Consider the following 26,359-nt stretch of genomic DNA (forward strand, 5'->3'; position numbering starts at 1 on the left):
CTAGCTCTCTAACTCGATATCGATGCCCAGCGAGCGGATTTCCTTCACGAGTACGTTGAAGGATTCCGGCATGCCTGCCTGCATGGTGTGGTCGCCATCCACGATGTTTTTATACATCTTGGTGCGGCCTTCGACGTCGTCCGACTTGACGGTGAGCATCTCTTGAAGCGTGTAAGCGGCGCCGTAAGCTTCCAACGCCCACACTTCCATCTCACCGAAGCGCTGACCACCGAATTGTGCCTTACCACCCAAGGGCTGCTGGGTAACCAGCGAGTAAGAACCGGTAGAACGCGCGTGCATCTTGTCGTCTACCAAGTGGTTAAGCTTCAACATATACATGTAGCCGACGGTAACCGGACGATCAAAGGCGTCACCGGTACGGCCATCGAATAGGGCCATCTGACCCGACTCAGGAATGTCTGCCAGCTTCAGCAGGTGCTTGATTTCGTGCTCTTTGGCACCGTCAAACACCGGTGTGGCCATTGGCACACCCCCTTTGAGATTCTTCGCCAGAGCGATGATCTCATCGTCAGTCAGGGAATCGAGATCTTCAACACGCGTACCTTGCGTATTGTAAATCTGCCCCAGGAAGTCACGAATCTCGGCCACTTGCTGTCCGCGCGCATCGCGCAGCATGGCTTCGATCTTGACGCCCAAGCCACGTGCCGCCATACCCAGGTGAGTCTCAAGGATCTGACCAACGTTCATCCGCGACGGTACGCCCAGCGGGTTTAGCACCACATCAACCGGCTCGCCCTTCTCGTCAAACGGCATATCTTCGATGGGCATAATCGCCGAGATAACACCTTTGTTACCGTGACGACCGGCCATCTTGTCGCCTGGCTGGATGCGACGCTTAACGGCCATGTAGACCTTGACAATTTTCAGCACGCCCGGCGCGAGGTCATCGCCCTGGGTCAGCTTGCGCTTCTTATCTTCAAAGCGCTCATCCATCTCTTTACGACGGATTTCAAGCTGCTCATCGGCCTGAGCCAGCAACTCGTTGTATGACTCATCCTGCATACGCAGTTTGAACCACTGCTGACGCGGCAGCTCGTCGAGGTACTCCTCGTCCAGCACGTCGCCTTTCTTAAGGTTCGGGCCACCGTTAACCGCCTGACCATCCAGGGTACGCTTTAGACGCTCAAAGGTAGCGTCTTCAGCAATGCGGTAGGTCTCCTGAAGATCCTTACGCACCTCATCAAGCTGCATGCGCTCAATGGTCAGCGCGCGGGAGTCTTTATCAACGCCGTCGCGGGTAAACACCTGTACGTCGATAACCGTACCTTTCATGCCGGTGGGGGCACGCAGGGAGGTGTCTTTAACGTCAGACGCTTTCTCGCCGAAGATGGCACGCAACAGCTTCTCTTCGGGCGTCAGCTGGGTTTCACCCTTCGGCGTTACCTTACCGACCAGAATGTCGCCGGGGCCGACTTCAGCACCGATGTAAACAACGCCCGCTTCATCCAGCTTGGAGAGCGCAGACTCGCCCACGTTCGGAATATCAGAGGTAATCTCTTCAGAACCCAACTTGGTGTCGCGAGACACACAGGTCAGTTCCTGAATGTGGATCGTAGTGAAACGGTCTTCTTGAACAACCCGCTCGGAAAGCAGGATGGAATCCTCGAAGTTGTAACCGTTCCAGGGCATGAACGCGATGCGCATGTTCTGACCCAGTGCAAGGTCACCCATATCAACAGATGGGCCGTCGGCGAGGATATCGCCACGCGCCACATTGTCGCCAGGCCGCACGATGGGGCGCTGGTTCATACAGGTGTTCTGGTTCGAGCGGGTGTACTTGGTCAGGTTGTAGATATCAACACCGGCTTCACCGCCGATAATTTCATCTTCATTAACCCGCACCACGACACGACGCGCATCAACGGAATCAATAACACCGCCGCGATTGGCCACCGCACAGACGCCGGAGTCACGGGCAACAAAGCGCTCCATGCCCGTACCTACCAGCGGCTTATCAGCACGCAAGGTCGGTACCGCCTGACGCTGCATGTTAGAACCCATCAAGGCGCGGTTGGCGTCATCGTGCTCCAGGAACGGAATCAATGCCGCTGCAACGGAGACGACCTGACGTGGCGATACGTCCATTAGCGTCACTTGCTCAGGACGCATAAAGGTCGTTTCACCGCGGTGACGTACCTGAACCAGGTCATCACTTAGCTTGTTGGACTCATCTACCGCTGCTGACGCCTGGGCGATAACAAAGTCGCCCTCTTCGATCGCCGAGAGGTGAACGATGTCGTCAGTCAACTGGCGGTCAACCACTTTACGGTACGGCGTTTCAAGGAAACCGTAGCTGTTAGTGTGGCTGTAGGTTGCCAGCGAGTTAATCAGACCAATGTTCGGGCCTTCTGGCGTTTCGATCGGGCAAAGACGTCCGTAGTGCGTGGCGTGAACGTCACGTACTTCGAAGCCAGCGCGCTCACGGGTCAAACCACCGGGGCCGAGTGCAGACACACGACGCTTGTGGGTAACCTCAGAAAGCGGGTTGTTCTGATCCATAAACTGCGAAAGCTGGCTGGAACCAAAGAACTCTTTCACCGCCGCCGCGACCGGCTTGGCGTTGATTAAGTCTTGCGGCATCAGGCCTTCGCTTTCCGCCATGGAAAGACGCTCTTTGACGGCACGCTCTACGCGCACCAAGCCAACGCGGAACTGGTTTTCGGCCATTTCGCCTACACAGCGAATACGACGGTTACCCAGGTGATCGATATCGTCAACGTCACCGAAGCCGTTACGGATATTGATCAGCTCGCGCAGCACATCCAGGATGTCTTTGCGATCCAATACGCCGGAGCCGGTGTCAGTGTCACGACGCAGACGACGGTTGAACTTCATGCGGCCAACGCCCGACAGGTCGTAGCGGTCCTCAGAGAAGAACAGGTTGTTAAACAGCGTCTCGGCGGACTCTTTGGTCGGCGGCTCGCCTGGGCGCATCATGCGGTAAATTTCGACCAACGCTTCAAGCGCGGAGTTAGTCGCATCCAGACGCAAGGTGTCGGAGATGAAAGAACCGCAATCAAGGTCGTTGGTGTACAGGGTTTCAATCAGCGCAATGCCGCCCTGAGCCATACGTTCGAGCACTTCCGGGGTGATCTCGGTGTTGCACGGGCAGATCAATTCACCGGTCTTCGTATCGATTTGATCTTTAGCCAGGGTTTTGCCGAACAGGTACTCCATCGGCACATCCAGACGCTCAAGGCCGGCTTTTTCTAGCTGGCGAATGTGCTTCTGGGTGATACGACGCCCTTCTTCAACAATCACATTACCTTCGCCATCCTTGATGTCGAAAGTCGCCGTCTCGCCGCGCAGACGCGACGGTACCAGCTCCACAGAGAAACCGGATTTCTCGATGTGGAAGACGCTGGTTTCAAAAAACTCAGCAAGAATCTCTTCGGTGTTCATTCCCAGCGCACGCATAAGTACCGAGGCCGGCAGTTTGCGGCGACGGTCAATACGTACAAAGACGTTGTCTTTAGGGTCGAACTCGAAGTCTAACCAGGAGCCACGGTAAGGAATCACGCGGGCTGAGTAGAGCAACTTACCAGAGGAGTGGCTCTTACCTTTGTCGTGATCGAAGAACACACCGGGCGAGCGGTGGAGCTGGGAAACGATAACCCGCTCAGTACCGTTAATAACAAAGGTACCGTTCTCGGTCATCAGGGGGATTTCCCCCATGTAGACTTCCTGCTCTTTGATATCTTTAATTGCTTTGTTCGAGGAGTCGCGATCATAGATGATCAAGCGAACCTTAACACGCAGCGGGGCGGAATAAGTCACGCCGCGCAGCTGACACTCCTTGACATCGAACGCCGGCGTGCCGAAACGGTAGCTGACGTACTCAAGCGCCGCATTGCCGGAGAAGCTCTCAATCGGAAACACGGACTTAAACGCCGCGTGTAGACCAATTTCGTGACGCTCGTCGGGCGAACGATCTTGCTGGAGGAAGTCGTAATAGGAATCAAGCTGGATCGCCAGCAAGTAAGGCACATCCATCACTTGGGGCAGTTTGCCGAAATCCTTGCGGATGCGTTTTTTCTCAGTATATGAGTAAGCCATCTGTATTCCCCAGCTTGTTCACCATGGGTGACCGATGCGTGGTCATCGCTGCCCGGCGGGCTTCGTCAGACACAGACAGCAAGCTCCTAAATCGGTAGCTCGCCGTCGAAAATCTAGTTCGATAACTCAGTCGTCGATAACACTGTCGTAGATCACACTATTTCTACGTTTCTGTTGTTTCTGCTGTATGCAAACAGCACTGCTGCCTTTATATATCAAACATCAGTAACAACAGAAAAAGGCCGGCAGCGGGATATCCCGCCGCCAGCCGTGGAAGCTTACGCAGCGCGTAAAGCCGTCCGCACAAGTTTTACTTGAGCTCGACGGTTGCGCCCGCTTCTTCCAGCTTAGCTTTAGCTGCTTCAGCGTCGTCCTTAGACAGACCTTCTTTGATGGTCGCCGGAGCGCCGTCAACAGCACCTTTAGCTTCTTTCAAGCCAAGGCCAGTGATCTCACGTACTGCTTTGATCACGTTAACTTTCTTGTCGCCAGCAGCGGTCAGAACGACGTCAAATTCAGTCTGTTCTTCAGCTACTTCGCCGCCAGCAGCAGGACCAGCCATGACGGCAGCCGCTGCAGAAACGCCGAATTTCTCTTCCATTGCTTCGATCAGCTCGACAACTTCCATTACGGACATGTCGGCTACAGCATTGATGATATCGTCTTTAGACAGTGCCATTGTTTCATTCCTAACTTTGCGGGAGTCTCGGTCAGCCGAGAACTCAGGATTCATTGCTCGGTTCAGGCAGCGTATCGATCAGATCGTTCACGCCGCCTGCAAGAAACACTGCTTAAGCAGCTTCGGCTTCTTGCTTCTGGTCGCGTAGTGCGGCCAGAGTACGAACCAGCTTGCCAGCGGAGGCTTCTTTCATTACCGACATCAACTTGGCAATTGCTTCGTCGTAAGTCGGTAGGGTTGCCAGACGGTCGATGTCAGCAGCCGGAATCAGCTCACCTTCGTAGGCCAACGCTTTTACTTCGAAGTTCTTGTCCGTTTTAGCAAACTCTTTGAACAGACGAGCGGCAGCGCCCGGATGATCAGTAGAGAAGGCCAACAACGTAGGACCAACGAAGCTATCGTTTAAGCACTCCCACTGAGTGCCCTCGAGAGCGCGGCGAGCCAGCGTGTTACGAACAACACGTAGCTCTACACCATTCTCACGTGCTTGCTTGCGCAGATCGGTCATTTTACCAACCGTAACGCCGCGAGAATCAGCAACTACGACGGAGAGTGCGCCCTTGGCCGCTTCACTGACCTCGGCAACAATCGCTTTCTTGCCTTCAAGTGCTAGTGGCACAGTGATCACTCCTTCGTGCCGGAACCCAGGAAGGTTCCGGTGGTTACCATCTCTTCCCGCGTCTTATTGCAAATAACGTATTGCAACGCGGGAAGCCTTGGGGATGGTGCTCACCAGAAAGCCGTTTAAGCTTTAACCAACTGGCGGCCACACCATCTGCGCAGGCGCTTCTGAGGCAATTAAGCCGCGCTTGTATGTACCGTAAAGCGTACTTGCCAAGCGCGGCACCTGCGGTCTTTGACGATGCCCCGGCAGTTTTAACAACCAAACGGGGGACCGCAAAGTTCTTGCTCAGTTTTTACTACAAACTTCTTACTTCAAACCTGTTACTTCAAACCTATCGATCTTTTGTCTTACACGAAAACAGACTTGTTTTACGCGAAGGAAGTGTGATCGATGGTCAAACCCGGACCCATAGTAGTGGACATGGTCATTTTCTTAAAGTAAATGCCTTTCGACGCGCTCGGCTTGAGGCGTTTCAGGTCAGCAACCAGTGCTTCAAGGTTGCCGTTAATCGCGGCAGCATCAAAGTCCACTTTACCCAGGGTAGTGTGGATAATGCCGTTTTTGTCGGTACGGAAACGTACCTGACCCGCTTTGGCATTCTTAACCGCTGTCGCCACATCAGGCGTTACAGTGCCAACTTTCGGGTTAGGCATCAGGCCACGCGGACCAAGAATCTGACCCAGCTGACCAACAACGCGCATGGCATCAGGTGAAGCGATAACGACGTCAAAATCCATCACGCCTTTCTTCACTTGCTCAGCCAAGTCGTCCATACCTACGATGTCAGCGCCAGCTTCTTTAGCGGCATCGGCATTGGCACCTTGGGTGAAGACCGCAACACGTACATCTTTACCTGTACCGTTAGGCATGACGGTAGCGCCACGCACAACTTGGTCAGATTTACGCGGGTCAACACCCAGGTTGATAGCAATATCAACAGACTCTTTGAATTTAACAGTAGACAGCTCGGAGAGCAGCGCTACCGCTTCTTCAATAGAGTAAGCTTTAGTAGTGTCTACTTTCTCGCGAATAACTTTCGCACGCTTAGACAGTTTAGCCATGATCAGAGACCCTCCACGTTAAGGCCCATGCTGCGAGCACTGCCAGCAATGGTGCGTACAGCGGCGTCAAGATTCGCAGCCGTTAAATCAGGCTCTTTGGTTTTGGCGATCTCTTCGAGCTGCTCACGCGTCACGGTGCCAACCTTCTTCTTGTTCGGCTCACCAGAACCTGACTTGATACCAGCCGCTTTTTTCAGCAGCACGGCAGCAGGCGGTGTCTTGGTGACGAATGTGAAGCTACGGTCAGAGTAGACAGTGATCACGACTGGCGTCGGCAGGCCCGGCTCAATTTCTTGAGTCGCGGCGTTAAACGCTTTACAGAATTCCATGATGTTCACGCCGTGCTGACCCAGTGCTGGGCCTACCGGCGGACTTGGATTGGCTTTACCTGCAGCAACCTGCAGTTTGATGTAAGCCTGTACTTTCTTGGCCATCTTTAACACTCCAATTGGGTGATAACGCCCGAAGGCTCCCCGGTACCAGCGAAATAACTACTTAGTCATTTCGCACGAATCAAATACGCTTACTTTTTTACTCTTTCTCAACCTGCAAGCTTACTCTTTTTCAACCTGAGAAAATTCTAACTCAACAGGTGTAGAGCGCCCGAAGATCAGCACGCTGACCTGCAGACGACTCTTTTCATAATTAACCTCTTCGACGACACCGTTGAAGTCGGCAAACGGCCCATCGACAACGCGCACTGACTGACCCGGCTCAAACATCGTTTTAGGCCGCGGCTTATCAGTACCGTCTTTAACGCGCAGCAAAATAGCATCTGCTTCACGTGATGTAATCGGGGCTGGCTTCTCTTTTGTACCACCGATAAAACCCATAACACGCGGCGTCTCATTGACGAGGTGCCATGTTTCGTCGGCCATTTCCATCTCGACTAGTACGTAACCGGGATAGAATTTGCGCTCACTCTTACGACGCTTGCCGTCACGCATTTCGACGACTTCTTCTGTCGGCACCAGAATTTCACCGAAGCGATCTTCCATGCCATACATTTTTACACGCTCGATAAGCGAGCGCATAACATGCTTTTCAAACCCAGAATAAGCGTGAACGACGTACCAACGTTTGGACATGAAAACTCCTAACCAATGACGCCGGACATTGCCCAGCCAAGAAGAGTGTCGATCAACCACAGCATCAACCCCACCACCAAAACAGCCACCAGCACAATGGCGGTAGTCTGAATGGTTTCGGGACGGGTCGGCCATACAACGCGCTGAATCTCTTTCTTGGCGCTTATGGCAAGCTCCACTAAATTACGACCTTTGGTAGTGGTCAGTGCAATCAAACCCGCAATCACACACAACACCACCACACCAAGCACGCGGTAGAGCAGGCCAATATCGGCGAAATAGGTATTACCAACGACAGCAACGACAAGCAGCGCTACGACCGCCGCCCATTTGAGCCCGTCATGGCGCGTCTGTTGCACCTCGGCGCCATGTTTTACAGAACCAGGCTTCATAAAAACGAGACTCCTCAGGGTGCGGCGAACGATAAAAGAATTTGGAAAAAGACATACCAACCTGGGGAAGGTTGGCAGGCCAGGAGGGAATCGAACCCCCAACCTGCGGTTTTGGAGACCGCTGCTCTGCCAATTGAGCTACTGGCCTGTATCGTCATCTGCATAAACGCGCTTAAATACGCCTACACAACAGCGGGCGCCATGGTAGCGGACAAAATCGCTCCTGACAACCCCTTCTTTATACTCAGGCCATGCAAATCCTCACCTGAGCACAGAGACAAAAAAAGCGAGCAGCGCTCGCTTTTTTCACAACTTGCTTCTTGCTTCTTGCTTCTTACAAAATATGGAGCTCATGGACGGAATTGAACCGTCGACCTCACCCTTACCAAGGGTGTGCTCTACCCCTGAGCTACATGAGCTAAACACATCAACACTGGAGCGGGCGGCGGGAATCGAACCCGCACCATCAGCTTGGAAGGCTGAGGTTCTACCTTTGAACTACGCCCGCAGCACCTGCCTATGAATGACAATCCGCTGCGCGTGTCGCCTTGTAGACGATGCCCGCTACCGGCTTTTCATTCAGCAACACTGACAAAAATCACTGCTGCTTAATTCTGGTGGAGAGAGAAGGATTCGAACCTTCGAAGCTTTCGCGGCAGATTTACAGTCTGCTCCCTTTGGCCACTCGGGAATCTCTCCAACGTGGCGGCATATTATGCCAGCCTTCAAGAATGTGTCAAGACTGTTAACGACGCTGTTATGAAAAATCCTGATTTTAAAATTTCTTTTTAAAACCAAGGTAACTAACGCTTAATTACCAACACTTGAAACATCGCAAAGCGCTTACGCCTCGCCCTTGAACGCGCTGCATTCTGTCAAAGCAGCATTGAGAATGCAAGACCTGCACGAATCTTTTCTAGCGACACGGGCTCTGGCACACGCGGCGCGCCGGACATTTTGCCCGCCCGCTCAGCAAAGGTCATGGGGAAACAGGCCTCTAAACCGCCGTAAACCATATCCGGCCATACCGCATGAGGCACCTGGACGCCTCGTGACACCACGCGAGCATCCCCTCCGGTTAATAGCATCGGCAGCGCTACGCTCTCCTGGTCGCACACCTCACTATAAATACGATTAATCGCACTGACGGCCGCCATAAAGATACCGTGATTGACGGCATCCACCGTGCGCCGCCCAGGCTCTAACAGCTCGTCGGCCTCACTTTCCGGGTCAATCGCCACGTTACGGGTACCGAGCTTTAAGCTCTCTTTCATTAAGCGTAAGCCGGGGATAATAAATCCGCCAAGATGCGTGCCGCCGGGCAATACAAAGTCAATTGTAATGGCACTGCCACAATCCACCGCGCAGCAACCGCCTGCTAACTGATAGCCCGCCAGCGCGCCCATCCAGCGATCAACACCTAAGCGCCCCGGCTCTTCATAGCCATTAACCACGCCCAGCGCTTCATGAGTAGAGTGCGCCACGTGCACATGACGCACACGACTACGCAGCAACGCGACCGTTTCTTCCAATACCGCCGCTCTGGCGACGCTGGAAATGCGTACGGCCTCCACCACGTCAAGATCGGGGATATCCGCCCCAGGACGCCACTCTTCTCGCGTCCATACCGCGCCGCGCGAACGTATCTCGCTGCTCACGGCATCCTTCAGCCGCCATTTCGACAGCGTGTTGCCGATATCTAGATCCAGAATCATAAACGCCTACGTACGCTGATCTCACCGCCGGCTAGGCGTCGCGAGTGACCATTTTCGGTAACCCATAGGTTACCACTCTCATCCACTTCACCCGCGATGGCATCGCTGGTTTGCTGCCCCTGGATGACACGGATAGGCAGTCCAGCATAGGCATGGCGTTGATTCCAAGCATCGCGCCATGCGCTAAAGCCGATACGCTCGAAATCAGCCAGCATCACCAGCAACCCCGCGACTACATCGGACGCCAGCTGATTACGTGAGATATCAGGCAGCCGCTCGAAAAGCGCAGCAACGGGCTGGTCGATGGCGGCTCGCTGAGCATCGGGTAGCCATAAGTTCATGCCCATACCAATGACCACTTCGCAGGGGCCCGCTGCATCCCCCGTCACTTCAATAAGGATACCGGCCAGTTTGCCGAGCTCATCGCTATCTGCATCGCCCTGCTCAGACAGCAAGATATCGTTAGGCCATTTTAACTTAGGCGACACGCCGTGCTGCTCTAACACCTGAGCAACCACCACACCTACCGCCAGGCTTAAGCCTTCCAGTACCGCGATACCTGACTCAAAGCGCCAGCCTAACGAGAGCATTAAGCTCTGCCCCCAGGGCGTAGACCATACACGACCGCGCCGCCCACGACCCGCCGTCTGTAGCTCAACCAGACACACCTCACCGTGCCCGGCCCCCTGCTCAAAGCGCTGACGCAGATACTCATTACTAGAGGGTAATTGATCCTCAACAAACAGCCGCGCAAGGTGATGACGCGCCTGGGCGGGTAAGCGCTCGACGATTTTAGCGCCTTCTAAAGGCTCAAGCCGCTGCGCTAGTCGATAGCCACGCCCTTTAACGGCGACCAGCTCGACCCCTAGCGCTTCCAGTTTTTTTAACTGTTTCCACACCGCCGCACGGGAAATACCCAGCGTTTCACCTAGCTGCTCGCCAGAATGAACCTCGCCATCGCTTAACAAACGCATCAGGTTGCCGATGGTCATGCTCCTGCCCCAGTGGGAAAAACGCTATTCTAGCGGATGGAGGCTCACACCGAAAACTTTCGGGGCGCGACCAAGGTCGATAAGCACGCCAGTAATATCAGCGAAGCCTTTGACATGGTAGAATACCCGTTGGACGCAAGCCCTGAGCCAATATGGTCGGCAAATTGCCAGCCCTTGCGACCCGCATTTTCCGACCCGTGGACAAACGGGTGTTCACAAGAGTTCTCTCTCAGCATGCAAAACCAGCAAAACTCCAGCGCGGTTAATAACCTGCGCAACGTCGCGATCATTGCCCACGTTGACCATGGTAAAACCACCCTGGTCGACAAACTCCTGAGCCAGTCCGGCACCCTTGACCGTAAAGCAGAAGGTCAAGAACGCGTCATGGACTCAAACGATCAGGAAAAAGAACGTGGCATTACCATTTTGGCCAAAAACACGGCCATTCAATGGCAAGATAGCCATGGCAACGACTACCACATCAACATCGTTGATACGCCTGGGCACGCCGATTTCGGTGGTGAAGTTGAGCGCGTCATGTCGATGGTCGATTCGGTGCTACTGTTAGTAGATGCCGTTGATGGCCCGATGCCACAGACACGCTTCGTTACCCAGAAAGCATTCGCCCAGGGCCTGCGGCCGATCGTGGTGGTCAACAAAATTGACCGTCCCGGCGCACGCCCTGATTGGGTTATCGACCAGATTTTTGATCTGTTTGACAACCTGGGCGCATCCGATGAACAGCTCGATTTCCCGATCATTTACTGCTCTGCCTTAAACGGCATTGCCGGTATGGATCCTGAAGATCTGTCTGACAACATGGATCCCATGTTCCAGGCCATCGTTGATATTGTTGAGCCACCCCAGGTTGAGCTCAACGGCCCGTTCCAGATGCAGATCTCCGCGCTGGATTACAACAGCTACGTTGGCGTTATCGGCCTTGGCCGCATCAAGCGCGGCGCGGTGAAACCGAACCAGCAGGTATCGGTGATCGGCGTTGACGGTAATGTGCGTAAGGGCAAAATCGGCCAGGTCATGACCCATATGGGTCTTGAGCGTGTGCAGACCAACGAAGCGACTGCGGGCGATATCGTCTGTATCACAGGCATCGACGATCTGTCGATTTCGGATACGCTATGCGATCCGGCCAAGGTCGAAGCCCTGCCGCCGCTGTCTGTCGATGAACCGACGGTTTCCATGACCTTCCAGGTAAACGATTCACCGTTCGCCGGTAAAGACGGCAAGTTTGTGACCAGCCGGAATATCAAGGATCGCCTTGAACAAGAGCTGATTCACAACGTGGCGCTTCGCGTTGAGCAAGGCGAAACGCCTGAGAAATTCAAGGTTTCTGGACGCGGCGAGCTACACCTTTCGGTGCTGATCGAAACCATGCGCCGTGAAGGCTTCGAGTTGGCCGTCGGCCGCCCGGAAGTTATCATCAAGGAAATCGACGGCGAGAAGCAGGAGCCGTACGAAGAAGTCATCATCGACTGTGAAGAGCAGCATCAAGGCTCGATCATGGAAGAGCTTGGCTACCGTAAAGGTGAGATGACCAACATGCTGCCGGATGGTAAGGGACGGGTTCGCCTTGACTTCATCATTCCTGCGCGCGGTTTGATCGGCTTCCGTGGTCAGTTTTTAACCCTGACCTCTGGCACCGGCATTCTGACCAGTCGCTTTGATCACTACGGCCCGCTGAAGCCTGAAGCCTCTATCGAGCGTCGTAACGGCGTATTGGTATCGATGGTTGACGGTAAAGCCCTTGCCTACGCACTTTATGCGCTGCAAGAGCGCGGCAAGCTGATTATCGATCACGCCACGGAAGTTTACGAAGGCATGCTGATCGGTATCAACAACCGCGCCAACGACATGGTGGTCAACCCCACTAAAGGCAAGAAGCTCGATAACATGCGCTCCACCGGTAACGATGAAAACATCGTGCTAACGCCGCCGGTTAAGTTCTCGCTGGAGCAAGCGATCGAGTTCCTGGACTCTGACGAACTCGTCGAAGTCACGCCGGTGCATATCCGCCTACGTAAAAAGCTGCTTAAAGAGACCGAGCGTAAGCGTTTCAGCAAGAAGTAACGTTTATCGCTTTGTTCAATACAAGCAAGAGAGCCCGCGCAAGCGGGCTTTTTTATGGTAGCTCAGTCGCTTATTACGGCGCGCTTACTTGCCAAGCCTCTCCCCTAAACGCAGCCTAAACGCTAATACGCTGGAAAGGCGGCGCGTTCTATCGCACAGTAGCGTTAAATTCAGCGCGTCCAAGGCACGCTGGCACTCTTATATTCATACAAGTGTTTGGATACCTATCCCCATCCCTGCACCTAAACATGGACACTCTTACCCATGAGCGGTCATAACGTCTGGACGCATAAAGGCACGTTTCTTCTCGCCGCCGTTGGTTCCGCCGTCGGCCTGGGCAATCTTTGGCGCTTCCCCTACCTCACCGGCGAAAACGGCGGTGGTGCGTTTATTTTGGTCTACGCTCTGACGATCTTTGCAGTTGGCATCCCTATTTTAATCGCTGAGATCATGCTCGGGCGCACCAGCCGTCAAAGCCCGATTATGGGCATGCGCCACCTTACTAAAACCCATCGCACGTCGCGTGCCTGGGAAACCATCGGTTGGCTGGGTGCTGCCTCGGCATTTTTAATCTTAAGCTTCTATTCGGTGATTGCCGGTTGGGCGATTCACTACACCTGGTTAATGCTGACCGGCTCTCTGGTCGGTGCCGATGCGCAAACCATTGGCGATGGCTTTGACGCGCTGCTGGCGGCTCCTGGCCTGATGACGCTCTACCACACCGTTTTCATTGCGGCATCGGCGCTAATCGTCGGTATGGGCATTCATAAAGGTATTGAATCTGGGCTACGTATTATGATGCCCGCCCTATTCGGGATTCTGCTAGTAGTGCTGGCCTACAGCGTTGTTAACGGTGATGTAGGTGCCGCCGCCAACTTCTTATTTACTTTCAATATCGCCGACCTGAGCCTAGAGGGCTGGCTGCAAGCCATGGGGCAGTCGTTCTTTACCCTGAGCTTGGGCATGGGGGCCATTATGGCTTACGGCGCTTATATGCCCAGCGACGTATCGCTGACCCGTACCGCTTTCGCCGTCGCTATTGTAGATACCGCCGTGGCCATGGTGGCAGGGTTAGCTATTTTCGCCCTGGTGTTTGGTGCCGGCTTAGAAACAGGCCAAGGCCCTGGGCTGATGTTTGTCACCCTACCACTTGCCTTCGCGGAGATGCCGTTTGGCGCGCTGGTAGGCGGCGTGTTCTTTATCCTGGTACTGGGCGCCGCCATCAGCTCCTCCATTTCGCTGATCGAGCCTGTCGCGGCATTTTTGGTAGAGCGCTTTGATATGACTCGCCCCCAGGCCGTTACGATTATGGTGATTGCCGCCTGGGCAATGGGTCTATTGACTGTCGTCAGCTTTAACGTGTGGGCCGAGGGGACGATATTCCATAGCCTGTTTGGGCGTAGCGCCTTTGACGTTATTGAGCTACTCACCAATATCTTCATGCCGATTGGCGGTCTGTTGATTGCCCTGTTTGCAGGCTGGGCGCTGACCCAAAGCAAGGTCATGAAAGAGCTGGGCTCTACGGTCGCATGGTTTAAATTTTGGCGGTTTTTGGTGCGCTTTGTGGCCCCAGCCGCCGTGGCCTTTGTGTTTTTGCGCACTATTCCTCAGGTGGAGGGCTATTTCATCCCCACCCTAGGCGCGCTGCTAATTGTCGGTGCATTTGCCGCCAGCCAGCGGTGGCTTAAAAAACCATGACTAATAACTTAATAAAAGTGCGCAGGCGGCTTATTAGCCGCCTGCATCGCGTGGAGACACCATGAACCCTCTTATTGATGTACAGCGAATCAACAAAGCGTTCGGCGGCTTACAGGTGATTAACGACTGCTCCATTCAGGTGGAAAAGGGCTCAATTACCGGCATGATCGGCCCCAATGGCGCAGGCAAATCAACCCTGTTCAATCTTATTGCCGGCTCCCTGGCGCCCGACAGCGGTCACGTTCTACTGGATGGAGAAGACATTACGACGCTCAGCGCCGACCAACGGTTTCATAGGGGCTTACTGCGCACCTTCCAGATCGCCCACGAGTTCAGCCAGATGAGCGCGCTGGAAAACCTGATGATGGTACCGCCCAAGCAAGCCGGTGAAGACCTTTTCAGCGCTTGGCTCAAGCCTGGCAAGGTACGTCGGGAAGAAGCCGAGGTACGTCGCCGAGCGCTAGAGGTAATTGATTTCGTCGGGCTACACCATGTGCGGAATGAATTGGCGGGCAATTTATCCGGCGGGCAGAAAAAGCTTTTAGAGCTTGGCCGCACCATGATGACAGATGCCAAGGTAGTGCTGCTTGACGAAATCGCCGCCGGGGTGAACCGCACCCTGCTGGGCGATTTGATCGGCAATATCGAGCGACTCAACCGTGAGATGGGATACACCTTTCTCGTCATCGAGCACGATATGGAGATGATAGCCCGGCTCTGCGACCCGGTGATCGTGCTTGCCCAGGGTAGCGTGATGGTAGAAGGCCACATCAACGAGATTCAAAATAACCCTGAGGTAATCGAAGCCTACTTTGGCACCGATGCCGCTTAAGAGTGACCGTTTCGCTACTCACCAATGACTACAATGATGTCGCTTTACGTAAGCGACCTTGCTGAGAAACTTTGCTTATGTCATCAACAACCAGGCCATTAATCGACGCGCGCGATGTGCACGGCGGCTATGGCGGCATGAACATTCTTAACGGGGTAAACATGACGCTGGAGGCCGATGAGGTCGGTGTCATCGTTGGCCCCAACGGGGCTGGCAAGTCCACCATGCTAAAAGCGATCTTTGGTCTACTGCATGTCAGTCAGGGCGAGATACTGCTTAATGGTCAGCCGATCCAGAACTTACCCCCTAACCAGTTGGTGCAACGTGGCATGGGTTTTGTCCCCCAGGAGAAGAACGTTTTCCCGAGCCTTTCGGTGCAGGAAAACCTGGAGATGGGTGCGTTTTTAAAGCCGCAGAACGTTAAGCGCATGCTGGCTCAGGTGTATGAGTTTTTCCCACCGCTGTATGAAAAACGCCGCCAGCCTGCCGGTGAGCTCTCCGGTGGGCAGCGCCAGATGGTTGCCATGGGGCGCGCTTTGATGGCCGAGCCGAGCCTGCTGTTACTTGATGAGCCCACCGCGGGACTGTCGCCACTCTACATGCATGAAATCTTTGACCGCGTCAAACAGATCAACGCCGCAGGCGTGGGCATTTTGATGGTGGAACAGAACGCCAAGCAGGCGCTAGCGATCGCCGATAAGGGCTTTGTGCTGGCCGCTGGCCAAAACCGCTTTACCGACACCGGGGCTGCGTTACTCGCCGACCCGGACGTCGCCAAAAGCTTTTTGGGCGGCTAGCCCCAGGGAGAAACGTGTGAACGAACTGGCTTTTTTCATTAATAATGTGTTGATTTCGGGCAGCGTGAGCGGCTCCATTTACGCTATTGGTGCCATTGGCGTAACGCTGATTTTCAGCATCATGCGCTTTGCCCATTTTGCCCACGCCGACATGATGACTTTCGGTGCCTTTATGGTGCTGCTGCTCACCACGCTGTTCCCGGCGGCAGGCGCCAGTCTTGGGGTGCCGACGGGGGTCTTGATGCTGCCGCTGGCGATGCTGCTCACCGCCGTCTTGGCTGTAGGGATCGACAAAACCTTTTATAAGCCGCTGCGTGCTCATGGGGTAAAGCCCATCGTGCTGGTGATTGGCTCGCTAGGTGTGACGTTGATTTTGCAGGGGCTGATCCGCCTGTTTTCCGGCACCGGTGGGCAGAGTCTTTATGTGGATGACCGCAAAGAAATCTTTCGCCTTGCGCTGCCCTTCGAGGGCGCCCGCGCGCCGATTGTCATCACCGAACCGCAGATTTATCTGTTTGTGATTACCCTCGTTGCTGTCGTCGCACTCCATCTTTTCCTTAACCGTTCGCGGCTGGGTAAGGCGATGCGCGCCATGTCGGATAATCCTGAACTGGCCCAGGCATCGGGCATTAACACCAATACCATTGTGGCAGTGACTTGGATGATTGCAGGAGCGCTAGCCGCCATCGCTGGCACGCTGCTTTCCCTGGACGTCACCTTCAAGCCCGACTTGAGCTTCTTCCTGCTGCTGCCTATTTTTGCCGCTGCCATTGTCGGCGGTGTTGGCCACCCTTATGGCGCCATTGCTGGCGGCTTTGTGGTCGGTTTTGCCGAAACACTGGCGGTGTTTAACTGGAATGTTCTACTTCGCCCCTTCCAGGAAAGCTTCCCCGCGTGGCTGGAACTGCCGTCAAATCTCGCCTTCGTGGGCACGGAGTACAAGATTGTAGTGCCGTTTTTCATTCTGATAGCCATTCTGGTGTGGCGCCCCACCGGACTGTTCAAGGGCAAGGTGATCTAATGAGCCATTCAGCTAAAACACGCAACCCTGCCTACACGCCCCAAGACGCAACGCCAACTCGCCGGTTTCCGCTGCGTGAATTGTTCCTGTTTGGCGTGTTGCTGGCGGCCATTCTGGCGGTTTATGCCCTCATGGGCGCAGCATACAGCACGCGAATGCTCGTTGAAGCCGCTTGTTATGCCATCCTCGCGTTGGGATTAACCATTCAGTGGGGCTATGCCGGGCAGTTCAATGCCGGTGTGATGGGGTTTGTCGCCCTAGGCGGCTTCTGTGCGATGCTCTTCAGCGTTCCGGTTAACGAGGCCTTCTGGGGCACCGCGCTACCCGGCGAACTAGGCCGTGTGCTGTTGTATGGTGTGGCCGCCATTCTGCTGATCGTCGCTGTTAGCAAACTGGATCGCCTGGGCATGCCCAAGCCCCTACGTACGCTTATCGTAGTCGTGTTAGGCCTTGTGCTTTATCTCGCGGTGATTAGCCAGCTACGTGAAGTTACTGATGCGATTGAGAGCCAGGCAGGCTTTGTCGGCGGGCTAGGATTACCGCCCTGGACCGGCTGGATTGTGGGTGGCGCGCTGGCCGGTGGCGTCGGTTACTTTATTGGTCATATCTGCCTGGGCTTACGCAGCGATTATCTGGCCATTGCCACCCTCGGCATTGCCGAGATCATCAAGGCGTTTTTAAAGAATTCCGACTGGCTGACCCGCGGCACCGCCACGGTGTCGCCGTTACCCTGGCCTACCCCAGGGCCTGCTGAACTGGGGTTTACGCTCTCCCGCGCCATCTACCTTTCGTTTACAGCGGTGATCATTGCAGTGATCTTCTTTCTGCTTAATCGCGCTTACAACGCCCCATGGGGCCGTATGATTCGAGCGATTCGCGATAACGAAGTGTCCGCTGCCGCCATGGGCAAAGATATCAACAAGCGTCGCCTGGAGATTTTCGTGCTGGGCTGCATTCTGATGGGCTTGGGCGGTGGCATACTGGGCACTTTTAACAGCCTCTTTGACCCTCAGGGCTATTTGCCGCTCAACCATACCTTCTTGGTGCTGGTGATGGTGATTCTTGGCGGGCCGGGCAACAACCTGGGCACTATTTTCGGCGCGGTGGCGGTGTATATCATCTGGATTATGTCTGAGCCGCTGGCGCTATTTTTGATGCAGCTAGCTGTGGCGTTTGGGGAGGGTACGCTTGGTTGGGATGCCCCAAGCAATATGGATAGCCGCGCCTTGCAGGCACGGGTACTGGTGATTGGCTTGCTAATTACCATGGTGCTGCGTTTTGCGCCCAAAGGGCTGCTGCCTGAGAAAGTCAAAAGCCATAGCTGAACCTCTCAAATGCTGACCCATATAAAAACAGGGCTAATGACGGCCTTTCAAAAACTCTCGATACCGAGTGTGAGGGCAGATAGAAGCGAGGGTCTTTTGTCATGGATGACAAAAGTAGCGCCCACGGATGGGTTCACAGCGCCCTCGCGGAAACCTGCCCTCAGCACGGTGGCTTGCAGATTGCCAACTACGATAACCCAACAATAAGAATGCCCGGCTGAAACCAGCCGGGCATTCTTTTAATACTAAGCCTAAAAATTAAAGATCAACCTGACCTTTGCTGGTAAAGGTGCCGTCTTCTACAGCCATTTCTACCACCACGCCCGGTACATCACCGTTATCGTCAAACTCATGCGAACCAGACGCGCCTTCGTAGTTGATGTCGGTACCCGCGGCGATCAACTCAACCGCCTTCTCCCATTCGCCGGGCAGAATGACCTCACCGGGGGCAGTGGCGACGCTGCGCAGTGCTTCAGAAAGACCTTCACGGTCAGCACTACCGTTTTGCTCAATCGCCAACGCGATCAGGAAAGCAGCATCGTAAGCCTGGGCGGCGAACACAGCACTGGGATCCAGCTCAGCAGCTTCGGCGGCTTCGATAAAAATATCGGTGCCGGGCAGGTCAGGACTGCCGGGGCGCGTGGCGATCATACCGTCCAGCACGTCCGCACCGATGGCTTCAATCAGGCTATCGCCGACCATGCCGTCAGCGCCTACGTACTGGGTAAACATGCCGCTTTCATAGGCTTGACGCAGTACCGTTTGACCCGACGTATCGGCATAAGCCAACACTACCAGTGTTTCAACGCCGCTCACTGAAAGCGAGCCTAACTCAGAACGATAATCCGCGCGGTTATCTTCGTGGGCAAGGTTCTCAGTAATCTCTCCACCGCCCGACTCAAATGCAGCGCTAAAGGCGTCCGAAAGCCCCTGACCGTAGTCGTTATTCACGTAGGTAACGGCGACTTCATCAATGCCTTTTTCGAGCAGCAGCTTAGCGAGCATTTCCCCCTGGAAAGCGTCTGACGGTACGGTGCGGAACACCAGATCGTTATCGTCCAGTTCTGATACGGCAGGCGCCGTAGAGGCAGGCGATACCATCAATACGCCACCGGGAATGGCCGCGTTGTTGGCTGCAGCAATAGTTGCACCCGTACATAGGGCACCCACAATCGCCGTCACATTTTCAGAGTTCACCATCCGGTCAGCGGCGTTTGAAGCGGCCGATGCATCCGAACAGGTGGTATCGCCGGACGGCATCTCCAACGTTTGGCCATCTAGAATACCGCCCTGCTCATTGACCTGTTCAACGGCTAGCTGCGCCCCTGCAAAAATCGATGGCGTTAAACTTTCGATTCCCCCGGTAAAGCCGCCCAAGAAGCCAACTTTGACCTCTGCCTGTGCGAATCCCGTCATTGCCAGGGTGGAGGCCGCCACAGCTGTGGCTAATGCGCGCTTATTGATCATATTATTTGTCGCTCCCAGTGTCGTAAGAGATGATGCATTTTTTTAGTATGCCTCAGCGATCAATCACTAAGGCTGCTATTAATCTGGAACTGGAACGCCAAAAACACAAGCAACGCTTTCTAACGCTCGTCGTCTTCCTCTAGAAAGCGCCTGCGTTCAGCAAGCTGCTTTTGAAGGCGTTTGTGGCGATAAAGCCGCACCAGCGCAATCGTTAACGCGGTAACTAGCATCGCAGCCAACACCCAACCCTGCCAGGGGCGAGCGGCGTTACCCATCACCGTTTCCAACGTAATTATCAGCATTAAGCCAATCGCCTGGGAGCCGATCGCTAGCGCGCGCAGCCTATCAAAAGCAGGTGGGGGCATAACATCTCCGTAATTTGTAGCTCGCATGGTATGGTCTGCCAGTGTACCTGCTTCACGAGAAAATCATGAATGCCATCGCTCTCGGCCCACTGCTGATTTCATTACCGCGTCTTTATGCCATCGGCTGCGCGCTGCTGTTGCTACTCTGTGCACGGTTACTGCTAGGCCTTCCCCGGCGTGACCAGCAGCGCTGGTTTACCGGGCTTATCATTGTTTGGTTAGTCGGCGCCCGATTGGGCCACCTTATGCTTAACCTGGATAGCTATAGCGCCGCCCCGCTTGAAGCGCTCAAAGTGTGGCAGCCCGGCTACCACGGCCTATGGGGCATGGCCGCAGGCTTGGTATGGACGGCCTGGACGCTACGTGCACGCCTGCTAGCTATGGGAGGGGCGATGGCCATGCTGATTGCCGCCTCCAGCTTATGGCTGGTACTAGTCACCTTGGCGCCCCTGGGTAAAGACTTTGCCGTTGCCTCCCTACCGGAAGTCACCCTTGAGGATGTGGAAGGCAATCAGGTGGATCTACCGTCGCTCACCGACAGCGGTGACCTGATTATCGTCAACTTATGGGCTACCTGGTGCCCGCCCTGCCTGCGTGAAATGCCGCTGCTCGAGGAGGCCGCTCAGCGCGATGGCGTCAGCGTGGTGGTGGCAAACCAAGGCGAAGACCTGCTCCCCATGGTGCGCTATTTAGATGAGCAGCAGCTTGAATTTCGCTATGCGCTGCGCGACCCCAACCAACAATTAATGGCCCTTTTTGAAGCGCCGGGGCTACCCACTACCGTGCTATTCGATGACCAGGGAAATACCTTAGATGTGCATGTGGGCGAGCTTACCCGCGCCCATCTAGACCGCTGGTTAAAAGATTGATGCCGATACACCTTAATCCCCCCGCTGCTTTGCGTTAGAATCCCCCGCCCTGTTGCCGCCGGTGCTCCCCCCGGCGGCAGTCGACCCGTTTTGCAGACTCCTCCGAGGCATCATGAGCGATTTTTCTCCCGGCCAACGCTGGATTAGCGACGGTGAAGCTGAGCTTGGGCTCGGCACCGTGCTTAACTGCGACGCCCGTAGCGTTACCATTTTGTTCAGTGCCAGTCAGGAAACCCGTACCTACAATACCCGCCAAGCCCCGCTCACCCGCGTTATGTTCGGCAGCGGCGACCGCGTGCTCTCCGCCGACGGCTGGCAGATGGTGGTTGATGACAGCAAAGAGTCCGGTGGCCTGATTACCTATATCGGTGAAGACAGCGATGGCAACCTGCGCGAACTGCCCGAAGCCAAGCTCGCTGATACCATGCAGTTCGACCAGGCCCGTGACCGCCTGCTAACCGGCCAGGTCGATCGCAACGACTGGTTTGATTTGCGCTTTCGTACCCTGCACCACTATCAGCGTATTGAGCAGCACAGCGCGCTGGGCTTTTCCGGGCCGCGTATCGACCTGATTCCTCACCAGCTCTATATTGCCAATGAAGTCGCCAACCGCCATGCGCCCCGCGTGCTGCTGGCGGACGAAGTGGGCTTGGGTAAAACCATCGAAGCCGGCCTGATTCTGCACCGCCTGCTGCTCAATGGCCGCGTTGAACGCGCGCTGATTCTGGTACCCGACAGCCTCACGCATCAGTGGCTGGTCGAGCTACTGCGCCGCTTTTCGCTCAACGTCACGCTGTTAGATGAAACCCAAAGCCAAGCCCACGGCAGCTACAACCCTTTTGAGAGCGCGCAGCTGGTGCTAGCCAGCCAGGGCTGGCTGTTCGCCAACCCGCAACGCCAGGAGCAGGCGTTGGCCAGCCAGTTCGACCTGCTGATCGTCGACGAAGCGCACCATCTCGACTGGAGTGAAGAGGGCAGCGGGCCCGGCTACCGGTGCATCGAACAGCTCTCGGCGGTGATTCCCGGCCTGCTCCTGCTCACCGCTACTCCGGAACAGATGGGCATCAAGAGCCACTTTGCCCGCCTACGGTTGCTAGATAGCGAGCGCTACCATGACCTGGAGCGCTTCAAAGCCGAAGAGAGTCACTACACCGAGGTCGCACGCGCCATCGATGCCTTGGAGGCACTGCCCGGCAACCCTGATGCGAGTGCTCACGTCTCTGCAGTAGCCGATGACCGCGACAGCCAGGCGCTGCTGGCCACGCTATGTAACGAGGAGGCTAGCCAAGCGCAGCAGGACGCCGCTCGCACCCAGCTCAGTGAAGCGCTGCTGGATCGCCACGGCACGGGGCGCGTGATGTTCCGCAACAGCCGCCGCCACGTAGGCGGCTTCCCGGAACGGCGCTTAAACCTAGCGCCGTTAGCATTGCCTTCGGCCTACCGTCGTGTTGTGCGCCGTCTAGAGCGCGACGAGGATTATCTTGATGAGCTGCTGATCGAGACCGGCATGGATCATCCGGACGTGCTGATCTATCCCGATGCGGCCTACCGCGAGCTCAGCAATGATCCGCTCAACGGCGAAGACTGGTGGCACATCGACCCGCGCGTCAACTGGCTGCTGGAAAAGCTCAGCGACGACAGCGAGAGCGGCTTCGCCAACGAAAAAGTCTTGGTCATTGCCCACCACCGTGAAACCGCCGAAGGGCTTGCCGAAGGACTGCGGGTGCTGGGCGGCTACCATGCGCCGGTCTTCCACGAAGACCTCTCTTTAATCGAGCGTGACCGCGCAGCGGCAGCGTTTGCCGATGAGGATGAGGGCGTGCAGGTGCTAGTCTGCTCGGAAATTGGCTCAGAGGGGCGCAACTTCCAGTTCTGCCGCCACTTGGTCATGTTCGATATGCCTCAGCACCCCGATCAGTTGGAACAGCGCATTGGCCGCCTGGATCGCATCGGCCAACGCCACGCTATTGAGCTACACATTCCTACTTTTGAGGGCAGCCCCGGCGAGCGTCTGCTGCGCTGGTATAACGAAGGTATGGATGCGTTCAGCGCCCCGCATGGGGTCGGCAACGATCTATTTGATGCCTTTGGTGACGCCCTGGCTGACGCCCTGCTGGACGATGAAGCGCTTGATGAGATTATCGCCGAAACCCGCACGATGTTTAGCGCCAAACTGGCGGAGCACGATGCGGGCCGTAACCGGCTACTGGAACTCAACGCCTGCCGCCCTGCCCGCGCTCAGCAGGTCATCGACGCCGTGCGTGAACTTGACGAAGACGCCGCCCTGCCGCGCTACCTTGAACGGGCACTGGATATTTTTGGCGTGGAGAGTCAGGAAATCGGCAAGGGCTTGATGCACCTGCAGCCCAGCCAACATATGCTGGATGGCCTGCCGGGCCTGGTTAAAGGCGAAGAGGGCTTTACCGCCACCTACAGCCGCGCCCAGGCGCTAGCCCGCGACGATGTGCAGCGGCTCTCTTGGGAACACCCACTACTGCGGGAAATGATGGGCCGCGTGCTGGATGGCACCATGGGCAACTCGGCGCTGGCGCTGCTGCGCCACGACGCCATTCCCAGCGGTCGATTGATGGCCGAACTGGTGTTCCGCACCCACTGCCCGGCGCCCAAGAAGCTGCATCTTAACCGCTTCCTGCCGCCCACCGCGGTGCGCCTGCTGCTGGATGAATCCGGCGCCAACCTGACCAGCAAGATCTCCTTCACCGGTTTGGGCAAGAACCTGCAGAAGGTGAATAAATCCCTGGCGCGCGATCTGATCAAGAGCCGCCATGACCAACTGCGTGAACTGCTCACTCAGGGGGAAGGCGAAGCCGAGCGCCAGCTGCCCAGCATTGTCGAAAATGCTGAAGCGCGCATGCGTGCACAGTTGGATGCCGAGATTGCCCGTTTGACCGCGCTGGCCGAGCACAACCCGGCGGTGCGCGGCGCTGAAATCGACGCGCTGAAAGATGAGCGTAAGGCGCTCAGCGAAGCGATTGAAAATACCCGCCTACGTCTGGATTCCGTGCGGGTAATTATCACCGTTGACGCCGATCGTTAATCGCCAAGCGAATGCTTCCTAAAGGATCGCCTCAAGCGCCTTGTCCAATGTGGGATATTGGAAAGTAAACCCTGCCGCTTCAAGGCGCACGGGGCGCATATCCGCCCCGGTCAGCAATAGCCGAGACATTTCCCCCAGTCCCGCCTTCAAGACAAACGCGGGTACGGGGAAAATGGCCGGTCGATTGAGATGTTTGGCCAGGGTTTTGGTAAAGGTGGCGTTGGTGACCGGGTGCGGCGCGCTGCTGTTAAAGGGGCCGCTCAAGGTATCGTGATTGATGAGAAACAAAATCGCCGCGACTAAATCATCACGGTGAATCCACGGCATGAATTGCTCACCGCTGCCAAAGCGGCCACCTAACCCTAGCTTAAACGGCGGCAGCATTTTCTGCAGGCTGCCGCCGCCTGCATCTAGCACCAATCCCGTACGCAAAATCGCTAAACGCACCCCCATCGCCTCAATCGGCTGGGCGGCTGCCTCCCACTGTTTGCACAGACGATGGGCAAACTCATCATTAGGGATTGTCTCTTCGGTCACTACGCGCTTGCCCTGATCGCCGTAATAGCCCATTGCTGAACCCGATACCATTACCTTCGGCAATGGCTGACCATTAGCCTTTAACTGTTCACACAACGCGACCAATTGCTCAGTTGACGCTACACGAGAATTTATCAGCTTGGCTTTCTGCTCATCGCTCCAGCGCTTACCGGCAATAGACTCTCCAGCCAGGTTAATTAGCGCGTCCGGTGGCGACTCAATAAACGCCTGGGCGCTGTCACGAATATCACAGCCGCTAGGCAAGCGATCGCGTACTTGATGAGGGTGACGGGAAACCACCTGCACCTCGTGGCCCTGCTCTATCAGTTTTTGGCATAGCCGCTGGCCGACAAACCCACTGCCTCCGGTCACTAATACGCGCATGGAATTACTCCTGTTGGTGCCACCGTTCGTTGTCAGCTTGGCGAAATGAATCAATCGACGACCAAATTGTACGACATCTATACACAACTGCTACAGTAAGCTTTCAGTTCTATTCATACGACATCTAAACAACGCTGCGAGGAACCATGGCGATACTGCCTCTAAGTGCTCAACAATCGGTCGCCATCATTGGTGCAGGCATCGCAGGGCTTGCCTGTGGGCAGGTACTCGCCAATAGCGGCGCTAGCGTTACGCTGTTTGATAAAGCCCAAGGCCCTGGCGGGCGCATGTCGAGTAAGCGCAGACCCAGCGCGACGCTGGATCTAGGCGCTCAGGCTTTCAGCGTGCGCGACGCAGACTTTCAGCGCGCAGTTGATACATGGCTATCCATTGGCTGCATCGCTTCCTGGCCCACCGCTACCTATCAGGCTAGCCCAAATGGCTGGCAGGCGCATAACGATGGGCAAAAGCGCTACGCCGGTGCTCCTCGAATGAGTGCCTTGACGCGTCATTTGGCCGACTCGCTAACGGCGCTACCTCAGGCAGCACTGCATACAGGCACTTCCATCACGTCACTCAAACGCACGCAAAAAGGGTGGCAGTTGGTAGCGGCGGGCGGCATGACCCATGGGCCTTATGATCAGGTAGTGATTAGCGCACCACCGCCCCAGGCCCATGCACTGCTGGCAATGTGGGACGACGATTTGGCCACCGCTTGCCAAACGCGAAAGCAACGCGCCTGCTGGGCGGGATGGGCGATTTTTGACGGACCGCTTCCCGCCATAGCCGGTGTTGACCCAGACTGGCAGATGGCGCGGGTTGCCCACCCTGCCCTGCATATTGTGTCACGTAACCAAACAAAACCAGGACGCGCTGCTCAATCTGAAAGCCTTAGCCTGCTGGCTCAACTCGACTGGAGCGAAGCACATTTGGAGCAGCCTGCCAGTGAGGTGGCTAACCAACTTCTTACTGCTCTAAAAAGTTTTTTTCCCGTCTCAGCAACGCTACCCGACCTGATTGAAACAGGCGCGCACCGGTGGCGCTATGCACAACCAGCGGCCGCTTGTGAACACACATACTTATACAGTGGAAACGGTTTGGCCTTGTGCGGCGATAACTTTTGCGACGGCCGCGTAGAAGATGCCTGGCTATCAGGCCACCGCTTAGGGAAAGCGCTAATAGGCCGGTCGGTCTAATTATATAAAATATTATACGGGCTAAGAGGGATTCTTATAAAGGTTGTACCGAGTAGCGACAAGTTGTACAAATGAGCATACAGTAACGTACTAATG

21 protein-coding genes and 4 tRNA genes are annotated in these 26,359 nt (G+C 55.6%); 9 read left to right on the forward strand and 16 right to left on the reverse strand.

Annotated elements, in window-relative coordinates; genetic code table 11:
• The 13 genes from rpoB to CXF87_RS14755 form a co-directional block, all read right to left on the reverse strand.
• Complete coding sequence (gene rpoB, locus CXF87_RS14690) at positions 1–4,077, reverse strand: DNA-directed RNA polymerase subunit beta (protein ID WP_101147117.1); 4,077 nt, start codon at positions 4,075–4,077, stop codon at positions 1–3.
• A 310-nt stretch (positions 4,078–4,387) separates the two neighbouring features.
• Positions 4,388–4,756, reverse strand: a complete 369-nt coding sequence (gene rplL / locus CXF87_RS14695; RefSeq protein ID WP_008959176.1) for a 50S ribosomal protein L7/L12 — start codon at positions 4,754–4,756, stop codon at positions 4,388–4,390.
• A gap of 112 nt (positions 4,757–4,868) precedes the next feature.
• Positions 4,869–5,375 carry a 50S ribosomal protein L10 gene (rplJ, locus tag CXF87_RS14700; protein WP_008959177.1) on the reverse strand — a complete coding sequence of 169 codons (507 nt, stop codon included), beginning with the start codon at positions 5,373–5,375 and terminating at the stop codon, positions 4,869–4,871.
• 374 nt (positions 5,376–5,749) lie between these two features.
• Positions 5,750–6,442 carry a 50S ribosomal protein L1 gene (gene rplA, locus CXF87_RS14705; protein WP_101147118.1) on the reverse strand — a complete coding sequence of 231 codons (693 nt, stop codon included), beginning with the start codon at positions 6,440–6,442 and terminating at the stop codon, positions 5,750–5,752.
• A gap of 2 nt (positions 6,443–6,444) precedes the next feature.
• Positions 6,445–6,876 (reverse strand): 50S ribosomal protein L11, encoded by a 432-nt coding sequence (rplK, locus tag CXF87_RS14710; RefSeq protein WP_007112017.1) that lies wholly within the window; start codon positions 6,874–6,876, stop codon positions 6,445–6,447.
• Between the two features lie 120 nt (positions 6,877–6,996).
• The gene (gene nusG / locus CXF87_RS14715) at positions 6,997–7,530 is read right to left on the reverse strand and encodes a transcription termination/antitermination protein NusG (RefSeq protein ID WP_101147119.1); all 534 of its coding nucleotides are present in this window, start codon (positions 7,528–7,530) and stop codon (positions 6,997–6,999) included.
• Between the two features lie 8 nt (positions 7,531–7,538).
• Positions 7,539–7,922 (reverse strand): preprotein translocase subunit SecE, encoded by a 384-nt coding sequence (gene secE / locus CXF87_RS14720; RefSeq protein ID WP_101147120.1) that lies wholly within the window; start codon positions 7,920–7,922, stop codon positions 7,539–7,541.
• Positions 7,923–7,994: 72 nt separating this feature from the next.
• Positions 7,995–8,070, reverse strand: a tRNA-Trp gene (locus tag CXF87_RS14725).
• A 196-nt stretch (positions 8,071–8,266) separates the two neighbouring features.
• A tRNA-Thr gene (locus tag CXF87_RS14735) sits at positions 8,267–8,341 on the reverse strand.
• Positions 8,342–8,356: 15 nt separating this feature from the next.
• Positions 8,357–8,430, reverse strand: a tRNA-Gly gene (locus tag CXF87_RS14740).
• Positions 8,431–8,537: 107 nt separating this feature from the next.
• Positions 8,538–8,621: transfer RNA gene (locus tag CXF87_RS14745), tRNA-Tyr, on the reverse strand.
• Between the two features lie 176 nt (positions 8,622–8,797).
• Positions 8,798–9,637 carry a type III pantothenate kinase gene (locus tag CXF87_RS14750; RefSeq protein WP_101147122.1) on the reverse strand — a complete coding sequence of 280 codons (840 nt, stop codon included), beginning with the start codon at positions 9,635–9,637 and terminating at the stop codon, positions 8,798–8,800.
• Positions 9,634–10,629, reverse strand: coding sequence for a biotin--[acetyl-CoA-carboxylase] ligase (locus CXF87_RS14755; protein ID WP_101147123.1), 996 nt, complete (start codon positions 10,627–10,629; stop codon positions 9,634–9,636). The genes CXF87_RS14750 and CXF87_RS14755 overlap by 4 nt, the downstream gene beginning before the upstream one ends.
• Positions 10,630–10,863: 234 nt before the next feature.
• On the opposite strand from CXF87_RS14755, the gene typA reads away from it, so the two are divergent.
• The 6 genes from typA to CXF87_RS14785 all read left to right on the forward strand — a co-directional run bounded on the left by typA (position 10,864) and on the right by CXF87_RS14785 (position 18,387).
• Positions 10,864–12,714, forward strand: a complete 1,851-nt coding sequence (typA, locus tag CXF87_RS14760) for a translational GTPase TypA (protein ID WP_101147124.1) — start codon at positions 10,864–10,866, stop codon at positions 12,712–12,714.
• A 264-nt stretch (positions 12,715–12,978) separates the two neighbouring features.
• Positions 12,979–14,412 (forward strand): sodium-dependent transporter, encoded by a 1,434-nt coding sequence (locus tag CXF87_RS14765; protein ID WP_101147125.1) that lies wholly within the window; start codon positions 12,979–12,981, stop codon positions 14,410–14,412.
• Between the two features lie 61 nt (positions 14,413–14,473).
• The gene (locus tag CXF87_RS14770) at positions 14,474–15,244 is read left to right on the forward strand and encodes an ABC transporter ATP-binding protein (RefSeq protein ID WP_101147126.1); all 771 of its coding nucleotides are present in this window, start codon (positions 14,474–14,476) and stop codon (positions 15,242–15,244) included.
• 77 nt (positions 15,245–15,321) lie between these two features.
• A complete protein-coding gene (locus CXF87_RS14775; protein WP_101147127.1) occupies positions 15,322–16,041 on the forward strand; it encodes an ABC transporter ATP-binding protein in 720 nt (239 codons plus the stop codon).
• A 16-nt stretch (positions 16,042–16,057) separates the two neighbouring features.
• Positions 16,058–17,062, forward strand: a complete 1,005-nt coding sequence (locus CXF87_RS14780) for a branched-chain amino acid ABC transporter permease (RefSeq protein WP_101147128.1) — start codon at positions 16,058–16,060, stop codon at positions 17,060–17,062.
• A complete protein-coding gene (locus CXF87_RS14785; protein WP_101147129.1) occupies positions 17,062–18,387 on the forward strand; it encodes a branched-chain amino acid ABC transporter permease in 1,326 nt (441 codons plus the stop codon). The genes CXF87_RS14780 and CXF87_RS14785 overlap by 1 nt, the downstream gene beginning before the upstream one ends.
• Before the next feature lie 258 nt (positions 18,388–18,645).
• Here CXF87_RS14785 and CXF87_RS14795 read toward each other — a convergent pair whose 3' ends face one another.
• Both CXF87_RS14795 and CXF87_RS14800 read right to left on the reverse strand, forming a co-directional pair.
• A complete protein-coding gene (locus tag CXF87_RS14795) occupies positions 18,646–19,854 on the reverse strand; it encodes an ABC transporter substrate-binding protein (protein ID WP_008959189.1) in 1,209 nt (402 codons plus the stop codon).
• Between the two features lie 119 nt (positions 19,855–19,973).
• On the reverse strand, positions 19,974–20,219 hold the full coding sequence (locus CXF87_RS14800; protein WP_101147131.1) for a hypothetical protein: 246 nt from the start codon (positions 20,217–20,219) through the stop codon (positions 19,974–19,976).
• A 65-nt stretch (positions 20,220–20,284) separates the two neighbouring features.
• On the opposite strand from CXF87_RS14800, the gene CXF87_RS14805 reads away from it, so the two are divergent.
• Entirely contained in the window at positions 20,285–21,088 is an 804-nt protein-coding gene (locus tag CXF87_RS14805; protein WP_101147132.1) for a TlpA disulfide reductase family protein, read from the forward strand.
• A 112-nt stretch (positions 21,089–21,200) separates the two neighbouring features.
• On the forward strand, positions 21,201–24,146 hold the full coding sequence (gene rapA / locus CXF87_RS14810) for an RNA polymerase-associated protein RapA (protein ID WP_101147133.1): 2,946 nt from the start codon (positions 21,201–21,203) through the stop codon (positions 24,144–24,146).
• Positions 24,147–24,164: 18 nt separating this feature from the next.
• Here rapA and CXF87_RS14815 read toward each other — a convergent pair whose 3' ends face one another.
• Positions 24,165–25,067, reverse strand: a complete 903-nt coding sequence (locus tag CXF87_RS14815; protein ID WP_101147134.1) for a TIGR01777 family oxidoreductase — start codon at positions 25,065–25,067, stop codon at positions 24,165–24,167.
• A 146-nt stretch (positions 25,068–25,213) separates the two neighbouring features.
• On the opposite strand from CXF87_RS14815, the gene CXF87_RS14820 reads away from it, so the two are divergent.
• A complete protein-coding gene (locus tag CXF87_RS14820; RefSeq protein ID WP_101147135.1) occupies positions 25,214–26,263 on the forward strand; it encodes an NAD(P)/FAD-dependent oxidoreductase in 1,050 nt (349 codons plus the stop codon).
• Positions 26,264–26,359 lie beyond the last annotated feature (96 nt).

Source organism: Halomonas sp. MES3-P3E, from assembly GCF_002836035.1.
GTDB lineage: Bacteria > Pseudomonadota > Gammaproteobacteria > Pseudomonadales > Halomonadaceae > Vreelandella > Vreelandella arctica.